At 46.9% G+C, this 16,985-nt stretch carries 16 protein-coding genes; 12 read left to right on the top strand and 4 right to left on the bottom strand.

Annotated features, from left to right (window positions below; translation table 11 throughout):
* Nucleotides 1-32 precede the first annotated feature (32 nt).
* Nucleotides 33-353, top strand: a complete 321-nt coding sequence (locus tag CXL14_RS15800) for a YlaH-like family protein (RefSeq protein ID WP_014417658.1) — start codon at nt 33-35, stop codon at nt 351-353.
* Nucleotides 354-394: 41 nt separating this feature from the next.
* Here CXL14_RS15800 and CXL14_RS15795 read toward each other — a convergent pair whose 3' ends face one another.
* Nucleotides 395-604, bottom strand: coding sequence for a YlaI family protein (locus CXL14_RS15795; RefSeq protein WP_007409677.1), 210 nt, complete (start codon nt 602-604; stop codon nt 395-397).
* A 102-nt stretch (nt 605-706) separates the two neighbouring features.
* Complete coding sequence (locus CXL14_RS15790) at nt 707-1,330, bottom strand: YhcN/YlaJ family sporulation lipoprotein (RefSeq protein WP_014417659.1); 624 nt, start codon at nt 1,328-1,330, stop codon at nt 707-709.
* A 154-nt stretch (nt 1,331-1,484) separates the two neighbouring features.
* Between CXL14_RS15790 and CXL14_RS15785 the strand changes: the two genes are divergently transcribed.
* The gene (locus CXL14_RS15785) at nt 1,485-2,813 is read left to right on the top strand and encodes a PhoH family protein (RefSeq protein ID WP_014417660.1); all 1,329 of its coding nucleotides are present in this window, start codon (nt 1,485-1,487) and stop codon (nt 2,811-2,813) included.
* Here CXL14_RS15785 and CXL14_RS15780 read toward each other — a convergent pair.
* On the bottom strand, nt 2,808-3,284 hold the full coding sequence (locus CXL14_RS15780; RefSeq protein ID WP_007409680.1) for a hypothetical protein: 477 nt from the start codon (nt 3,282-3,284) through the stop codon (nt 2,808-2,810). The genes CXL14_RS15785 and CXL14_RS15780 overlap by 6 nt on opposite strands.
* Nucleotides 3,285-3,387: 103 nt before the next feature.
* Here CXL14_RS15780 and glsA point away from each other — a divergent pair, with 103 nt between their 5' ends.
* The 4 genes from glsA (at nt 3,388) to pyc (ending at nt 9,644) form a co-directional block, all read left to right on the top strand.
* Nucleotides 3,388-4,317, top strand: coding sequence for a glutaminase A (glsA, locus tag CXL14_RS15775; protein WP_040221710.1), 930 nt, complete (start codon nt 3,388-3,390; stop codon nt 4,315-4,317).
* 107 nt (nt 4,318-4,424) lie between these two features.
* Nucleotides 4,425-4,706, top strand: a complete 282-nt coding sequence (locus CXL14_RS15770; RefSeq protein ID WP_003154494.1) for an Fpa/YlaN family protein — start codon at nt 4,425-4,427, stop codon at nt 4,704-4,706.
* Nucleotides 4,707-4,910: 204 nt separating this feature from the next.
* Nucleotides 4,911-6,122 carry an FtsW/RodA/SpoVE family cell cycle protein gene (locus CXL14_RS15765; protein WP_014417696.1) on the top strand — a complete coding sequence of 404 codons (1,212 nt, stop codon included), beginning with the start codon at nt 4,911-4,913 and terminating at the stop codon, nt 6,120-6,122.
* A gap of 75 nt (nt 6,123-6,197) precedes the next feature.
* Nucleotides 6,198-9,644 carry a pyruvate carboxylase gene (gene pyc / locus CXL14_RS15760; RefSeq protein WP_014417697.1) on the top strand — a complete coding sequence of 1,149 codons (3,447 nt, stop codon included), beginning with the start codon at nt 6,198-6,200 and terminating at the stop codon, nt 9,642-9,644.
* A 97-nt stretch (nt 9,645-9,741) separates the two neighbouring features.
* Here the strand turns inward: pyc and ctaA are convergent, their stop codons facing one another.
* Nucleotides 9,742-10,668 carry a heme A synthase CtaA gene (gene ctaA / locus CXL14_RS15755; RefSeq protein ID WP_014417698.1) on the bottom strand — a complete coding sequence of 309 codons (927 nt, stop codon included), beginning with the start codon at nt 10,666-10,668 and terminating at the stop codon, nt 9,742-9,744.
* Nucleotides 10,669-11,011: 343 nt separating this feature from the next.
* On the opposite strand from ctaA, the gene cyoE reads away from it, so the two are divergent.
* The 6 genes from cyoE (at nt 11,012) to ctaG (ending at nt 16,984) form a co-directional block, all read left to right on the top strand.
* A complete protein-coding gene (cyoE, locus tag CXL14_RS15750) occupies nt 11,012-11,929 on the top strand; it encodes a heme o synthase (protein WP_003154486.1) in 918 nt (305 codons plus the stop codon).
* 217 nt (nt 11,930-12,146) lie between these two features.
* Nucleotides 12,147-13,217: a cytochrome c oxidase subunit II gene (gene coxB, locus CXL14_RS15745; protein ID WP_014417699.1), complete on the top strand. Its 1,071-nt coding sequence runs from the start codon at nt 12,147-12,149 to the stop codon at nt 13,215-13,217.
* A 31-nt stretch (nt 13,218-13,248) separates the two neighbouring features.
* Complete coding sequence (gene ctaD, locus CXL14_RS15740) at nt 13,249-15,117, top strand: cytochrome c oxidase subunit I (protein ID WP_014417700.1); 1,869 nt, start codon at nt 13,249-13,251, stop codon at nt 15,115-15,117.
* Complete coding sequence (gene ctaE / locus CXL14_RS15735; RefSeq protein ID WP_003154482.1) at nt 15,117-15,740, top strand: cytochrome c oxidase subunit III; 624 nt, start codon at nt 15,117-15,119, stop codon at nt 15,738-15,740. The genes ctaD and ctaE overlap by 1 nt, the downstream gene beginning before the upstream one ends.
* 2 nt (nt 15,741-15,742) lie before the next feature.
* On the top strand, nt 15,743-16,075 hold the full coding sequence (gene ctaF / locus CXL14_RS15730; RefSeq protein ID WP_007409686.1) for a cytochrome c oxidase subunit IVB: 333 nt from the start codon (nt 15,743-15,745) through the stop codon (nt 16,073-16,075).
* Nucleotides 16,076-16,099: 24 nt separating this feature from the next.
* On the top strand, nt 16,100-16,984 hold the full coding sequence (gene ctaG, locus CXL14_RS15725) for a cytochrome c oxidase assembly factor CtaG (RefSeq protein WP_088056515.1): 885 nt from the start codon (nt 16,100-16,102) through the stop codon (nt 16,982-16,984).
* Nucleotide 16,985: the final 1 nt, after the last annotated feature.

The raw sequence follows: 16,985 nt of genomic DNA, 5'->3' as shown, positions 1-16,985 counted from the left end.
GAACCCGAACGGAAAAGGGGAGGGGGATCCTTTTGAATGAAGTAAGTGAACGGCTGTCGTTCTTTGCGGCTCTTTACCAAGTGGATGAGCATCCGCTGACGGGAATGTGGCTGTTATACGGAACGATCGTCGTGCTTTCGGTGATTGTATTTAAACTCGGCTTTGCCAAACGGCTGCCGGTGTTGAAGGCTGCGGCAGTTTATCTCTTTCTCGTGCTCGGCTGCACCGTGCTGACTTTTTTCGGTGTGTTTCTGCCGGTCGGAGAAGGGCTTGTTGTCGCCGCCTTGATTTTGATCGTTTACAAAATCCGTCTGCACCAGTCCAAAAAAAACCAGTCAGCTAAACCGCAATAAAAAAATGACCTTGCCTTCCGGCGGGTCATTTTTTATTCGGTTTATTTTTTCAGTTTATCTTTTTTCGCTTTTTGTCCGGGATGAAAGGAAAAGTGTCCGGTATTCAGCCGCGCCTCCGTTTTGACTTTGATTCGGTCATGGCATTCCCGGCACATATATGTATGAATCGGACGATTGCGGAGGCGTTTGGCTGTCAGTGTTTCATCATCAATTTGTTCGATTTTGTCGCAAATGGAACATTTTACTCTCATTGATTTTTCACCTCTTTCACTATGACAAGCATTATATCATGGATGCCCCTCCTGCCAAAGGGAAAGAAAGCAGCGCCCTTCCTTTGAAGCGGGCGCTGCTTTTTACCGGCGGTTTTTCATATGATGATCCGATTGATCGTTCTGTTCGTTCTGCAGCTTGTTCTGGTCTCTTTCGTTCAGCTGATCATCATTCGATTGAGTCGGTGATTCTTTTTCATTGTCGGTCACATCATTCGGGACTTCCGGCATGACACGGCCGACGATGGCGGCAAGTTCGTCCAAAATGCCTGAAACGGGGCGGCCGGCCTTAATGTCGCTGCCCATGCCTCTCAGACGGGAAACCGTATCAGGATCAGCCACGACAACGGCATTGGCGCCGTAAGGATCGTTTTTTAACGCCTGGGCAACCGTGTATTTAATGCTCTCCACTTTGCTTCTTTCTAAATTGTCATCCACATCGATACCGACAACGGAGTATCTTCCGAGTACAACCGCGGTGGCATCTGAAATGCCGGGGATTTTTTCGGTTACCTCGACGAGATGCTTAGCGATGTCTGTCCGGCCTGGATTTTCAGCTGTCTCAGGAGCCGTATTTTTCACATGGATCGGTTTTGCATCGCGCTGATCGGCTGATTCGTTCTGAATATTGCGGCCGCGGCCGTCCTGTACAGCAGTGCAGCCGGTAAGGATAAACAAGGCTTGTATGATAATGAAAAGAATTCGCACGTCAGATTTCCTCCTTGAATGCTTTCATTTATTTTATTGTTGAATTAACCTTCTATCTTTATTCACCAAATCATATATTTTAGCAGGCATCCCCGTTTTTCGCGGAAAGAGAAGCACACGATGGGCTTTGATCCTTATTTCAGGAGGCTGAGACTTGAGTAAAATTTATGTGTTAGATACGAATGTACTTTTGCAGGATCCTAACGCCATTTTTTCCTTTGAAGAAAACGAAGTTGTCATCCCCGCCGTCGTGCTGGAAGAGGTCGATTCAAAAAAGCGGTATATGGACGAGGTCGGGAGAAATGCGAGGCACGTATCTAAGCTGATAGACGGGCTCAGGGAGAAAGGAAGGCTGCACGAGAAAGTTCCGCTTGAAAGCGGAGGAACGCTCAGAATTGAACTGAACCACCGGTCATTTCACCAGCTCCAAGAAATTTTTATCGAAAAAACGAATGATAACCGCATTTTGGCGGTGGCAAAAAATTTAAGCCTTGAGGAGGAAACGAAAGAAAACGGCCGCCTCGTCATCCTGGTCAGCAAAGATGTGCTTGTCAGGGTAAAGGCGGATGCCATCGGGCTTTTGGCGGAGGACTTTTTAAACGACAGAGTCGTTGACCATGATGAAATATATAGCGGGTACAAAGATATATTTATGAATAAAGAGCGGTTTGCCTCGTTTTATAAAAACAAACAAATTTCAGTCAAGGAGCTTCAGCAGCATCAGGTTTATCCGAATCAATTTGTGCTGATGAAAGATGAATTAGGAGGATCTTCGTCTGCGGTCGGCATGGCAGATAAGAAAGGCGAGACCGTAAAAAGACTCGTTTTCGATGATGAGCACGTATGGGGTATCAGGCCGAAGAACGTCCAGCAGACAATGGCGCTTGAACTCCTGCTGAGGGAAGATATCCCGCTTGTCACCCTGATCGGAAAAGCGGGAACGGGAAAAACCTTGCTTGCTCTCGCGGCAGGGCTTCTGCAGACGGAGGATCTCGGTATTTATAAAAAACTGATCGTCGCGCGTCCCATCGTCCCGGTGGGAAAGGATATCGGATATTTGCCGGGCGAAAAAGAGGAAAAGCTCAAGCCGTGGATGCAGCCGATCTTTGATAATCTTGAATTTTTATTCAATGCGAAAAAGCCGGGTGAACTTGAAGCGATTTTGGCAGGAATCGGATCGATTCAGGTGGAGGCGCTGACATACATTCGGGGAAGAAGCATTCCGGATCAATTTATTATTATTGATGAGGCTCAGAATCTGACGAGGCACGAGGTCAAAACGCTTTTGACTCGGGTGGGAGAGGGCAGCAAAATTGTCCTGATGGGCGATCCGGAGCAAATAGATCACCCATACTTAGACAGTTTAAACAACGGACTTGCTTATGTTGTAGAACGGTTTAAAGAACAAACCGTCTCCGGCAGCGTGAAGCTTGTGAAAGGTGAGAGATCCGGCCTTGCACAGCTTGCCGCCGATTTGTTATAAAACTTCGATTTCTGTGACGCCCGTTATTGGTTTTTCAAAGTCTCCGTCCACGTAAAAATGGACCGGGCCGCCGTCTTGAAGGGGTTTCCCCGCATCGCTGAAATGCGCGATTGCGTCCATCGCCTTTTCGAGCGGCACTTCGGTTCTTTCTGATTTTGAAATAAATGCGCACAGGACAGCGCTTTCTTTCGGCTCGGCATTTGCTAAAACAGCGCCGAGCTTCATGGCGAAGCTGCCGTTCATCAGTCTTTCTTTTTCATAACGTTTTTCGCTTTTTAAAGTCGGCGGCGAAATGCGCCCTTCTCTGATCACCCGTTCCGGATCAAGCGTATGCTCCTGGGTTTCTGCAGAGCCGTCCGGATGAACGGGCTGATTTTTTTCAAACGGAAACTTGCGGTCATCGAAAATCCAGACACTCGGATCAATTGTAATCGGGTATGTAACATTGCCTTTTACTTGAATAACGCTCATGGTGAAGCCCCCCTTTACTTAAAGTATAAAAGTTTTCGCATGAATTGTCACTTTGTGTCGCAAATTAGATGTATACAACGGCAGCGAAGTGAGGATGATCGACATGGTATGCCGGCATTACCAAGAGCTGGACGCATTAGTTCAGGAAGCGAAAAAAAGGACCGAAGAAGGCAAAGTGGCAGACTATATTCCGGCTCTGGCTGAATCTGAACAAGACAGCCTATCGGTCACGATTTATCATGCGGAAAATACATGTCTGACGGCAGGAGACGCCGACCGGACATTTACGCTGCAGAGCATTTCGAAAGTGCTTTCTCTGGCGCTCGTACTGATGGATTACGGAAAGGAAAAGGTGTTCAGCTGCGTGGGTCAGGAGCCGACCGGCGACCCGTTTAATTCCATGATTAAGCTTGAAACAGTAAATCCGGGCAAGCCTTTAAATCCGATGATTAATGCGGGAGCTCTCGTCGTTACGGGTTTAATTAAAGGGCATTCGCCGAAAGACCGCCTGAATTACCTGCTCGGATTCATCAGAAGACTTGCGAATAATCAGGACATTACATATTGCAGCCATGTCGCGGAATCGGAATTCAAATCTTCCATGATTAATCGGGCCATGTGTTATTACATGAAGCAGTATGACATTTTTAAAGGCGATGTTGAAGAGGTCATGGATTTGTATACAAAACAGTGCGCGATTAAGATGAGCAGTCTGGATTTAGCCAAAATCGGCTGTGTATTCGCCCTTGACGGCAAGCATCCGGAAACCGGGGAGCAGGTCATTAAAAAAGATGTGGCGAGAATCTGCAAGACGTTTATGGTGACCTGCGGCATGTACAATGCGAGCGGGGAATTCGCAATCAAGGTCGGCATTCCCGCTAAAAGCGGCGTTTCGGGAGGAATCATGGGTATTTCGCCGTACAACTTCGGAATCGGTATATTCGGCCCGGCGCTTGATGAAAAAGGCAACAGCATCGCGGGTGTGAAGCTTTTGGAAATCATGTCTGAGAAATACAGGCTGAGTATTTTTTGAAACATTTTTTATCATAACATCTGCTTAAATCCTCTTGCAATTTCACCTGATACCCTTTATGATAAATAGAAGAATTAGGTACTCGCCTGGGGAACGGAGGGATACTTTTGGCTTCAGAGATTATAGTTGACCATCAGCAGAAAGCATTCGAGCTGTTGAAGTTAGATGCTGAGAAGATTTTGAAGCTGATCCGAGTACAAATGGATAACTTAACGATGCCTCAATGTCCTCTGTATGAAGAGGTCTTGGATACTCAGATGTTCGGACTGTCGAGGGAAATCGATTTTGCTGTCCGCCTGGGATTAGTTGACGAAAACGACGGCAAAGAGCTGCTGGACAGACTTGAAAGAGAACTGTCTGCTTTGCATGACGCGTTTACAGGAAAATAAATGATCAAACTCAAACTATTCAACGGTTTGGGTTTTTTTATAACCGTAAACCGTTTTTTTGCATCTTCTTTTCGTAAGACGGTCTCTTAATCTGCATTTCATCCGAAAAACTATAAAGAAACTGCGTAAATTGTTTATGAATTATAGTAAAATATAATACGCAATAGGTATTAAACGTAAGCTTTAAGCAGGAAAGAGGATGTTATGTTTAAAAGAATGTTAAAATCTTACGATTATTCATTGATATGCGCTATCATTCTGCTGTGCAGTTTCGGATTGGTAATGGTATACAGCTCAAGCATGATTACCGCCGTTATGCGTTACGGCGTGAGCAGCGACTATTTCTTTAAACGGCAGCTGTTCGCCGTCATCGCGGGGTTTGTGCTGTTTATCATCGCGGCCGTTTTTCCGTACAAAGTGTTCGCCCATCAAAAGATTCAGAAATTCATACTGCTTGCGTCAGTGGCTGCGCTTTGCGCGCTGTTTGTTTTCGGACATGTTGCCGGAAACGCGCAAAGCTGGTTTAAAATCGGAGGAATGGCCATTCAGCCGGGGGAATTTGTCAAGCTGACCCTGATACTGTACCTTGCCGCGGTATACGCAAAGAAACAAAGCTACATCGATCAGCTTTTGACGGGGGTTGCTCCGCCGGTGATCGTCACCGTAGTCATTTGTGCGCTTATCGCTATTCAGCCTGACTTCGGAACGGCGATGATTATCGGTCTGATCGCGCTTTGCGTTATTATGTGTTCGGGATTCAGCGGAAGGACCCTGCTCAAGCTGGTTCTCATGGCGGGAATCGTATTACTCCTTGTCAGCCCGATCATCTATCTGAAATGGGACGATATTTTGACACCCGGGCGTATGAGCCGGTTTGAAAGTCTTGAAAATCCCTTTAAATACGCCAGCACATCAGGCCTGCAGATTATAAATTCGTATTATGCGATCGGCTCAGGCGGTTTTTTCGGTCTCGGTCTTGGAGAAAGCATTCAAAAATACGGTTATCTGCCTGAATCGCATACAGACTTTATTATGGCGGTTATTTCAGAGGAGCTCGGCATTTTCGGCGTCCTGTTTGTCATTGTGCTGCTGGCTTTTGTCGTGTTAAAAGGTTTTTATATTGCGAGAAAATGTGAAGATCCGTTCGGAAGCCTTTTGGCAATCGGGATATCCAGCATGATTGCGATTCAGACCTTTATCAATCTCGGCGGTGTCAGCGGTTTAATTCCGATCACAGGTGTTCCGCTGCCGTTTATCAGCTACGGGGGCTCATCAATGTTTTTGTTATTAACGAGTGCCGGTATATTGGTGAATGTCAGCATGCATGTCAAGTACTCAGAAAAGAAGAAAAAGAGGGAGCCCGTTCCGTCTAAGGGGGTAAAAAGACGGCAGACGGAAAAATCTGTGTATCTCTAAAAAACAAGTGTATACACAGGACGGATATTCCTTTATTATAAACTACATATTTATTAGGCCAAGGGGGAGAAAAGTTTGTCACAACAATCCATCCAAAAAGTGTTAGTAGCAAACAGGGGAGAAATTGCGATCCGGATTTTCCGGGCGTGCACAGAATTGAACATCAGAACGGTAGCCGTTTATTCAAAAGAAGATTCGGGCTCCTATCATCGCTATAAAGCGGATGAAGCTTATCTTGTGGGAGAAGGCAAAAAACCGATTGACGCGTATCTTGATATTGAAGGGATTATTGAGATCGCAAAAAGAAACGGCGTTGATGCCATTCATCCGGGCTACGGATTTCTCTCTGAAAATATCCAATTTGCGAGGCGCTGTGAAGAAGAGGGCATCGTATTTATCGGACCGACGTCAGCGCATTTGGATATGTTCGGAGATAAGGTAAAGGCGAGGGAGCAGGCAGAAAAAGCCGGCATCCCCGTTATTCCGGGGAGTGACGGACCGGCTGAAACATTAAAAGATGTCGAACAATTCGCAAAAGTCCACGGATTTCCGTTTATTATTAAAGCATCGCTCGGAGGCGGAGGCCGCGGAATGAGAATCGTCCGAAGCGAAAGCGAATTGAAAGAATCGTTTGAGCGGGCCAAATCAGAAGCGAAAGCCGCATTCGGAAACGATGAAGTGTATGTTGAAAAACTGATCGAAAATCCTAAGCATATTGAAGTTCAGGTGATCGGAGATAAAGAAGGCAATGTCGTCCATCTGTATGAGCGGGACTGTTCCGTTCAGAGACGCCATCAAAAGGTCATTGAGGTGGCGCCGAGTGTATCTTTGCAGCCTGAATTAAGGGACGAAATCTGTGAAGCGGCTGTCGCGCTTGCGAAAAATGTCGGCTATATCAACGCGGGGACCGTGGAATTTCTCGTAGCGGGCGGTGAATTTTACTTTATTGAAGTGAACCCGCGCGTACAAGTGGAGCATACGATTACGGAAATGATAACGGGGGTTGATATCGTTCAGACGCAAATCCTCGTCGCGCAGGGCCACGGACTGCACAGCCGTGCCGTCAATATCCCTGAGCAGAAAGACATTTTTACAAACGGGTATGCGATCCAATCACGTGTGACCACTGAAGATCCGCTGAATGACTTTATGCCTGACACGGGTAAAATTATGGCTTACCGCTCAGGCGGCGGCTTCGGCGTCCGCCTTGATACGGGAAACAGCTTCCAGGGCGCCGTCATCACGCCTTATTATGATTCACTGCTCGTCAAGCTGTCGACATGGGCGCTGACGTTTGAACAGGCATCAGCGAAAATGGTCCGCAACCTGCAGGAATTCAGGATCAGAGGCATTAAGACCAATATTCCGTTTCTTGAAAACGTGGCAAAGCATGAAAAATTCCTGACGGGCCAATACGACACATCATTTATCGACACAACGCCTGAGCTGTTTGTTTTCCCAAAACAGAAGGACCGCGGAACAAAAATGCTTTCCTATATCGGCAATGTCACGGTGAACGGTTTTCCGGGAATCGGGAAAAAAGAAAAGCCTGCATTTGATAAGCCTCAGACCGTTACGTTAGATATCGGGGAAAGGCCGGCAAGCGGTACGAAACAGATCCTTGATGAAAGAGGCGCTGAGGGGCTTGCAGACTGGGTGAAAGAGCAAAAATCCGTGCTCCTGACCGATACAACGTTCAGGGATGCCCATCAGTCCCTGCTCGCAACACGGATCAGATCCAATGATTTGAAAAAAATCGCGAATCCTACGGCTGCCCTGTGGCCTGAACTGTTCAGCCTTGAAATGTGGGGAGGCGCGACATTTGATGTAGCGTACCGTTTCTTAAAAGAAGACCCTTGGAAACGCCTTGAAGATCTTCGCAAGGAAGTGCCGAACACATTGTTCCAGATGCTGCTTCGTTCATCAAATGCCGTCGGTTATACAAACTATCCGGACAATGTCATCCAAAAATTTGTCCGGCAGTCAGCGAAGTCAGGTATTGACGTATTCCGGATCTTTGACAGCCTGAACTGGGTAAAAGGGATGACGCTGGCCATCGATGCCGTCCGTGAAACCGGAAAAGTGGCGGAGGCTGCGATTTGTTACACGGGAGATATTCTTGATAAGACCCGGACGAAATATGATTTGAAGTATTATCTTTCTATGGCGAAAGAGCTTGAGGCGTCTGGTGCGCACATTCTCGGTATTAAAGACATGGCCGGTCTTTTGAAACCTCAAGCCGCATACGAACTTATCTCAGCGCTGAAGGAAACGATTGATATTCCCGTTCATCTTCACACGCATGATACGAGCGGCAATGGCGTCTTTCTCTATGCCAAAGCTGTTGAAGCGGGTGTGGACATCGTGGATGTCGCCGTCAGCTCAATGGCGGGTCTGACTTCACAGCCGAGCGCAAGCGGATTTTATCATGCCCTTGAAGGAAACAGCCGCCGTCCTGAAATGGATGTCCGGCAGGTGGAAAGACTGTCGCAATACTGGGAATCCGTCCGTCAGTATTACAGTGAATTTGAAAGCGGGATGAAGTCTCCGCATACTGAGATTTATAATCATGAAATGCCGGGCGGCCAGTACAGCAATCTGCAGCAGCAGGCAAAAGGAGTCGGCCTCGGTGATCGCTGGAATGAGGTGAAAGACATGTACAGCGTCGTCAACCGCATGTTCGGCGACGTCGTGAAAGTAACACCTTCTTCCAAAGTCGTCGGAGATATGGCGCTTTACATGGTGCAAAACAATTTAACAGAACAAGATGTTTATGATAAAGGCGAAACGCTTGATTTTCCGGATTCAGTCGTTGAGCTCTTTAAAGGGCAGATCGGCCAGCCGCACGGCGGATTTCCGGAAAAACTGCAAAAGCTCGTTCTGAAAGGACAGACGCCGATCACGGTAAGACCGGGTGAGCTGCTTGAACCGGTATCTTTTGAAGGCATTAAAGAAGAATGGAAAGAAACACATCAGATGGAATTGAGTGATCAGGACGCAATCGCGTATGCTCTTTATCCGAAGGTGTTTACTGAATATGTTAAAACGGCGGAACGCTTCGGTGATATTTCCGTATTGGACACACCGACTTTCTTCTACGGCATGACACTCGGTGAAGAAATCGAAGTGGAAATCGAGCGCGGAAAAACGCTGATCGTGAAGCTTGTATCTATCGGTGAACCGCAGCCAGATGCGACACGTGTCGTTTATTTCGAATTGAACGGCCAGCCGCGCGAGGTGGTCATTAAAGATGAAAGCATTAAATCGTCCGTACAGGAAAAATTAAAAGCAGATCGGACAAACCCAAGCCACATTGCGGCATCCATGCCGGGAACCGTCATTAAATTGTTAACGGAAACCGGGGCAAAGGTGAATAAAGGCGATCATCTGATGATTAATGAAGCGATGAAAATGGAGACGACGGTACAGGCGCCGTTCTCCGGGACGATACAGCAGATTCATGTGAAAAACGGTGAACCGATTCAGACAGGCGATTTACTGATCGAAATTGAAAAAGCGTAAAAAATGAATATAAAAAACCTGATCCGCCCCCGTGTGCGATCAGGTTTTTTATATGTAAAAAGGCCGAAGCTCTAATGCTTCGGCCTTTTCATGTGCCTCAGATGTTCCGCTGTTTTGATTCATAGCGGAAGCGGGCGATTAATAATAAGAAATAGCATAAGACGCCGAACAGGCCGGCAATAAAGAGCGAATGGGCAAGTGCAAAACCGGTGGCCATTTCTGAATAAACAACCATGATTCCGGACAGCGCCTGTAATAAAACAAAGACAAGAGACGCTATCCAGCCCCCAAGAATCTGTTTTTGATCTTTGTAGGAGCGCACCGCATGCGCAAAAGCGACAAGAATCCATACGAACAGAAGCAGTGCTGCCGTTCTGTGACCCATCTGCACCCATTCCTGAAAATGGGACGGAAGCCCGTGATTCAGCCTGCTGCAAAGCGGAACGTCAGGGCAGGCAAGGCTTGATTTCGTATGGCGTACATAAGCCCCCGTATAAACGACGATATACGTGTAAATCGAAAGACCGATCATATGAAACTGCATTTTTCTGCCGATTCTGAGCGGCTTGACGAGCTTTTTGTCTGATTTATCAGCTTCGAATATGAGCAGCGTCAAAATCAGAACAGAAGCGAAAGAAATCAGCGATATGCCGAAATGAAGCGCCATAACGAGCGCATTTGATCCGAAAACAACCGCTAATGCGCCGAGAAGCGCCTGTAAAAATAAAAAGATAATGGACATAATGGCGAGAAAGGTTGTTTCACGGAAAACAGGCGTGACTTTTCTCCATGCCCAAAAAGCGAGACTCAGCACGAGAACGATTGAGACACCGCTTGCGAGTCTGTGGCTCCATTCAATGATAGAAGCGGCGTTAAGCTCCGGGAAAAACCGGCCGTGGCAAAGCGGCCACTGCCTTCCGCAACCGAGACCCGATCCTGTCTTTGTGACAAGAGCGCCGCCGATCAGCACGACGAGCATGACGAATGTCGTCAGTACGCCGAGCGCTTTCAAAGCTTTATTCATTTTACATTCACCTTCTTAACAAACTGGACAAAATGATATACGTACCAAGTGTAAGCGAATATGTGTTTTGTGGCAATTCTCAATTCTGTTTGTTCACAAAAATATAATAGAATCAGGACTTCTTAGATAATGGGGTTGATTATTCCAGATGGGTCTGATAGAAATAAAGTAACCGCTTTATTAAGAAACCGGCGGATTTGGTAAAATTCATAAAAAGTTCACAAATAAATTCCTGTTTCTCGTTTAATATTTAAGAGGATGTTTTTTTACAGGTCATTATCTTGTATGATAGAGTTGCAGGTCTTAAAAAACCTGCTTTAGGTTTGTAAGGGAGGTTTACGTTATGGCTAATTCCAGAATTTTAAACGATACAGCTATAGACGGACAGATTGAAGAGACGACGGCATGGAAGGATTTCCTTTCGCTTATCAAAATAGGAATCGTCAATTCGAATTTAATTACGACTTTTACCGGCATGTGGCTTGCGTTACATATATCCGGTCTGAGTTTTTTAGGCAATTTAAACACCGTGCTTCTTACATTAATAGGATCTTCTTTGATCATCGCCGGTTCTTGTGCGGTTAACAACTATTACGATCGTGATATTGATCATTTAATGGAACGCACGAAAGTAAGACCGACGGTAACCGGAAAGATTCAGCCGAATCAAGCGCTGTGGTCAGGAATTTTACTCATTGCTTTAGGACTTATCATGCTTTTGATGACCACCGTGATGGCAGCAGTCATCGGTTTTATCGGCGTGTTTACGTACGTTGTTCTTTATACAATGTGGACGAAACGCCGTTATACGATTAATACGGTTGTCGGAAGTGTATCAGGCGCCGTGCCGCCGTTAATCGGCTGGACAGCGGTTGAAGGGCACATCGGTGTTGTCGCGTGGGTTTTATTCATGATTTTATTCATCTGGCAGATTCCGCACTTTTTAGCGCTTGCGATTAAAAAGACGGAAGATTACAGAGCAGCGAATATCCCGATGCTTCCGGTAGTGCACGGCTTTGAAGTGACGAAAAGACAGATTATCGTCTGGGTCGCATGCCTGCTGCCTCTTCCGTTTTTCCTCGGCAGTCTCGGTCTTCCGATCGTCATTCTCGGCACTTTGCTGAATGTCGGATGGCTTGTTCTCGGACTGATGGGATTCCGCATGAAAAACATCATGAAGTGGGCAACTCTTATGTTTGTCTATTCGCTTAATTACATGACCATTTATTTTGTAGCGATGGTGGTCTTCACGCTGTTTTAATTGAATAATGAGCTTGTTTGATCGCCAAAACAAACAATGACAACTAGTAAACGCCGCCTTGACCTTTTGTTTAATCAGGCGGCTTTGCTTTTATACATAGATGGAATTTTAAGTAAAAAATCTCATATTTTAAGAAATGAGGAAATGAAGTATTTCGGCTGGAAGCAGATTTACTGCTTGTGCATCTCGTACTGATTCAAAAAAGGGGTTGGGTGAAATGTTAAAGCGTTGGCGTCTTTTATCATTATTAGCCTTAGTGCCGCTTTTATTGAGCGGCTGTGGAAAACCGTTTCTGTCCACACTCAAGCCTGCCGGCGAAGTGGCTGATAAACAATATGATCTGACGGTGCTCAGCACACTTATCATGGTTGTCGTCGTTGCGGTCGTAGCAGTTATTTTCTTTTACGTCATTGTGAGGTTCAGACGGTCGCGTGTAGGGGAAGACACGATACCGAAACAGGTGGAGGGGAACCGTTTTTTAGAAATCACCTGGACCGTTATTCCGATCCTGCTTCTGATTATTCTTGTCATTCCGGTTGTCATCGACACATTGGCGCTGGCGGATACGTCGCCGATGGATAAGAAAAACCGTAAAGCAGAGGATGCGCTCGTGATTAATGTAAGGGCGAATTTATACTGGTGGGAATTCGAGTATCCTGATTACGGGTTTGTGACAAGTCAGGAGCTGATCGTTCCCACAGATGAACGCGTCTATTTCAAGCTGAAGTCCTCAGATGTGAAACACTCTTTCTGGATTCCGTCAGCCGGGGGAAAAATCGATACGAATACGGATAATGACAATACTTTCTTTCTGACCTTCGATTCTAAACGCAGCAAAGAAGCGGGAGAATATTTCTTCGGGAAATGCGCAGAGCTGTGCGGACCTTCACATGCGCTGATGGATTTCAAAGTGAAACCGCTGCCGTCAAAAGAATTTAAACAATGGACGAAAGCGATGAAAAATTATAAGCATACAACAGATTCCGGTTTAGCCGCGCAAGGAGAAGAGCTCTTTAAGGAAAAAAACTGCCTGAGCTGTCATGCGGTTGAGCCCAATGATAAACGGGCTGAAGCGGCAAGAACGGCTCCGAACCTCGCTACCTTCGGTGAGCGGGTCAAAGTGGCCGGCATTAAGGATGCGAATAAAGAGAATATAAAAGCCTGGCTGAAAAATCCGGACAGCATTAAACCGGGCAATAAAATGACAGGGACTTATCCGAAGCTCTCGGACGCTGAAACGGATGCGCTGTATGAATATTTAAAAGGGCTGAAAGCGGAGAACAAGTGAGGACAGGGAGATATCAGGGGGGAGGTCGCAAATGATGAATACGCTTACAGGACAGCAAAGAAAAAGCTCTTTGCTTTGGGATTATTTGACGACGGTTGACCATAAGAAAATCGCGATTTTATATATGATCGCCGGGGGATTTTTCTTCGTCGTCGGCGGACTTGAGGCCATGCTTATCAGGATTCAGCTCTTGAGGCCGGGGAACGATTTTATGGGTGCGCAGCAGTTTAATGAAATTATGACGATGCACGGCACGACAATGATCTTCCTGGCGGCGATGCCGCTGTTATTCGGGCTGATGAACGCGGTTGTGCCGCTGCAGATCGGGGCGCGTGACGTATCATTCCCATTTTTGAATGCGCTCGGATTTTGGCTGTTTTTCTTCGGAGGCATCTTTTTGAATCTGAGCTGGTTTTTAGGGGGCGCTCCTGATGCAGGATGGACGTCGTACGCGTCACTTGCGCTGAATTCGAAAGGGCACGGCATAGACTTTTTCGTGCTCGGCCTGCAAATATCAGGCTTAGGTACGCTGATTGCGGGGATCAATTTTCTCGCCACGATTATTAATATGAGGGCGCCGGGTTTGACGTATATGAGATTGCCGCTGTTTACGTGGACGACATTTGTGGCGTCGGCACTCATTTTATTCGCATTTCCTCCGCTCACCGTCGGTTTGGCGCTGATGATGCTGGATCGTTTGTTCGGAACGAATTTCTTTAATCCTGAATTGGGCGGCAATACGATAATCTGGGAGCATCTGTTTTGGATTTTCGGGCATCCGGAAGTATACATTTTAATTCTTCCCGCCTTTGGGATTTTTTCAGAAATCATTCCCGTATTTGCGAGGAAACGTCTGTTCGGTTATTCGTCTATGGTCTTTGCGATCGTGCTGATCGGCTTTCTCGGGTTCATGGTTTGGGTTCACCACATGTTTACGACGGGACTCGGACCGATCGCTAATGCGATATTTGCGGTTGCGACGATGGCGATCGCGGTGCCTACGGGCATTAAAATTTTCAACTGGCTTTTGACCATCTGGGGAGGAAATGTCAAATTCACGACGCCTATGCTGTATGCCGTCGCCTTTATTCCTTCTTTCGTACTCGGAGGAGTCACGGGTGTCATGCTGGCGGCCGCAGCGGCAGATTATCAGTTCCATGATACGTATTTTGTCGTAGCGCATTTCCACTACGTCATTATCGGCGGCGTTGTGTTCGGCATCCTGGCGGGCGTGCATTTCTGGTGGCCGAAAATGTTCGGGAAGGTGCTTCATGAAACGATGGGAAAAATTTCGTTCGTCTTATTTTTTATCGGGTTTCATCTTACCTTCTTCATTCAGCATTTCCTCGGCTTGATGGGAATGCCGCGGCGCGTTTACACATATCTGCCCGGCCAGGGGCTTGATACCGGCAACCTGATCAGTTCAATCGGCGCGTTTTTCATGGCGGGCGCGGCAGTTTTACTCGTCGTCAATATTATTTATACCTCAATAAAGGGGAAATACGTGGGGAACGACCCGTGGCTGGACGGTCGTACGCTTGAATGGGCGGTCTCTTCGCCGCCGCCGGAATATAATTTTAAACAGCTTCCGTTTGTCCGGGGACTTGACCCGCTGTGGATTGAAAAGCAGGCCGGAAATGAAGGGATGGCGCCTGCAGAGCCTGTAGAGGACATTCATATGCCGAACGGCTCCATCATGCCGTTTATCATATCTTTCGGGCTGTTTGTCGCAGCGTTTGGGTTTTTATACCACTCCGATTATTCATGGGGGCTTCCGGTTATCTTCATAGGGCTCGGCATCACATTCTTTACCATGCTGCTTCGCTCTGTGGTCGATGATTACGGCTATCATATTCACAAAGAAGATCTGCCGAATGATGATAAAGGGGTGAAGGCGTAATGCAGCTGCAGGAAAAAATGACGGCTGAAACCTTTCCGGCTTCTCCTGAAAAAGCAACGCTAGAGGGGAAAAATAAGTTTTTGGGATTTTGGCTGTTTCTCGGCGGCGAAACGGTTCTGTTCGCCTCGCTATTTGCGACATTTCTTGCTTTACGGGAATCTAAAGCCGGAGGGCCGTCAACGGCTGAGATGTTTGAGCTGCCGATCGTGTTTATCGCGACGATGCTTCTTTTAACGAGCAGCTTAACGAGTGTGTATGCGATGTATCATATGAAAAATTTCTCCTTTAAAAAAATGCAGGTGTGGCTTCTGGTTACCGTTTTATTGGGAGCAGGATTTTTAGGGGTAGAAATCTATGAATTTATGCATTACACTCACGAATTCGGCTTTACCATTACAAGCTCTGCGCTCGGCTCAGCGTTTTACACGCTGGTCGGCACACACGGAGCACACGTGGCGTTCGGGCTGTTGTGGATCAGCGCGCTTATGATCCGGAATGCGAAAAGAGGGCTCAGCCTTTATAATGCGCCGAAATATTATGTGGCCAGCTTATATTGGCATTTTATCGATGTCGTGTGGGTCTTTATCTTTACCGTTGTATATTTGATGGGGATGGTGGGATAACGATGGACGATAACAAAAACAGAGGGACTGTCAGTACGGATCTCGAATATCGGAAAAAGAAAAATGCCGAGGAGATGAAATATCAGGTCATATCCTTCGGTTTGATGATCGGCCTTACGCTTGTCGCGTTTTTGACGGTGGCTGCTGACGGCATTGCCGGATGGTTTACGATGCCGTTTCTGATCCTGCTTGCGGTCATCCAGGTCATCTTTCAGCTGTTTTACTTTATGCATATGAGCCAGAAGGGGCATGAAGCGCCGTCATTATTTCTGTATTCGGGAATATTTGTCGCGTTTATCACCGTGCTTGCATTTGTCACGATTATTTGGTGGTAATCGGGACGGCGGGGAGTGAGAGATTTGATTAATTTGGAAATGTTCGGGTTTCGCGCAATGTGGAGCCCGTATCTGTTTTGTATAACTGCCGTGATAACAGGTGTTTACTTTTACTGGTGCAGCCGGCATAAAGGACGTGTGGCCGCTAAGGAGAAGGTGCTGTTTGTGCTTTCCGCGCTATTTTTTTACACGGCTGCGGGAAGTCCGGTTGATTTATTGGGCCATGTGATGTTCAGCGCCCATATGGCGCAGATGGCGGTTCTGTTTTTAGTCGTACCGCCGCTGTTGATTTCCGGAATTCCCGGCTGGGCATGGAAAAAACTGATCTTCCGTCCTGTCATAAAGCCGCTGTTTTCGTTCTTTTCAATGCCGCTTATCGCATTAGTGCTGTTTAACGGTATTTTTTCACTGTATCACATCCCGTTTATATTTGATTTCGTCAAAACGGATTCGCTGTATCACACGCTGATGAACGGACTCATCTTTGTAACGGCGTTTTTTATGTGGTGGCCGCTCGTGCATAAGGTGGACGGTCTGCCCCGTCTCAGCGGTTTAATGAAGCTGGGGTATATTATGGCAGACGGGATTCTGTTAACGCCGGCCTGCGCGCTCATTATGTTCAGCGGGGCGCCCATGTATGCCACGTATACAGATCCGGCGGCTTGGGCCGAAGCAATGAAGCTTTGCGTTCCTTTAGACTTGCTGGAGGAGATCCCTTTATCCGGACCGGAGATGTTTAACACGCTCCCTCCTCTGGAAGATCAGCAGCTTGGGGCAGTACTGATGAAAATCATTCAAGAGGCGGTCTACGGAACATATTTGGCTGTCATCTTTTTTCAGTGGGTCAGAACGGAACGGGAAAAAGATACGCTGTCAGAGCCGCCGTATATCGAGCATACCGTCTCATAAA

Source organism: Bacillus sp. SJ-10 (genome assembly GCF_002843505.1).
In the GTDB taxonomy this organism is placed as follows: Bacteria; Bacillota; Bacilli; order Bacillales; family Bacillaceae; genus Bacillus; species Bacillus velezensis.
The sequence above is the reverse complement of the archived record's forward strand: the minus strand, read 5'-3'. Positions and strand labels throughout refer to the sequence as shown.

What these genes read in the sequence shown, in the direction of transcription:
- coxB (WP_014417699.1), top strand. Translation starts at nt 12,147, where the DNA reads ATGTTAAAGCGTTGGCGTCTTTTATCATTATTAGCCTTAGTGCCGCTT.
- glsA (WP_040221710.1), top strand. Translation starts at nt 3,388, where the DNA reads ATGGTATGCCGGCATTACCAAGAGCTGGACGCATTAGTTCAGGAAGCG.
- ctaE (WP_003154482.1), top strand. Translation starts at nt 15,117, where the DNA reads ATGCAGCTGCAGGAAAAAATGACGGCTGAAACCTTTCCGGCTTCTCCT.
- cyoE (WP_003154486.1), top strand. Translation starts at nt 11,012, where the DNA reads ATGGCTAATTCCAGAATTTTAAACGATACAGCTATAGACGGACAGATT.
- CXL14_RS15765 (WP_014417696.1), top strand. Translation starts at nt 4,911, where the DNA reads ATGTTTAAAAGAATGTTAAAATCTTACGATTATTCATTGATATGCGCT.
- ctaD (WP_014417700.1), top strand. Translation starts at nt 13,249, where the DNA reads ATGATGAATACGCTTACAGGACAGCAAAGAAAAAGCTCTTTGCTTTGG.
- ctaF (WP_007409686.1), top strand. Translation starts at nt 15,743, where the DNA reads ATGGACGATAACAAAAACAGAGGGACTGTCAGTACGGATCTCGAATAT.
- CXL14_RS15780 (WP_007409680.1), bottom strand. Translation starts at nt 3,284, where the DNA reads ATGAGCGTTATTCAAGTAAAAGGCAATGTTACATACCCGATTACAATT.
- CXL14_RS15795 (WP_007409677.1), bottom strand. Translation starts at nt 604, where the DNA reads ATGAGAGTAAAATGTTCCATTTGCGACAAAATCGAACAAATTGATGAT.
- ctaA (WP_014417698.1), bottom strand. Translation starts at nt 10,668, where the DNA reads ATGAATAAAGCTTTGAAAGCGCTCGGCGTACTGACGACATTCGTCATG.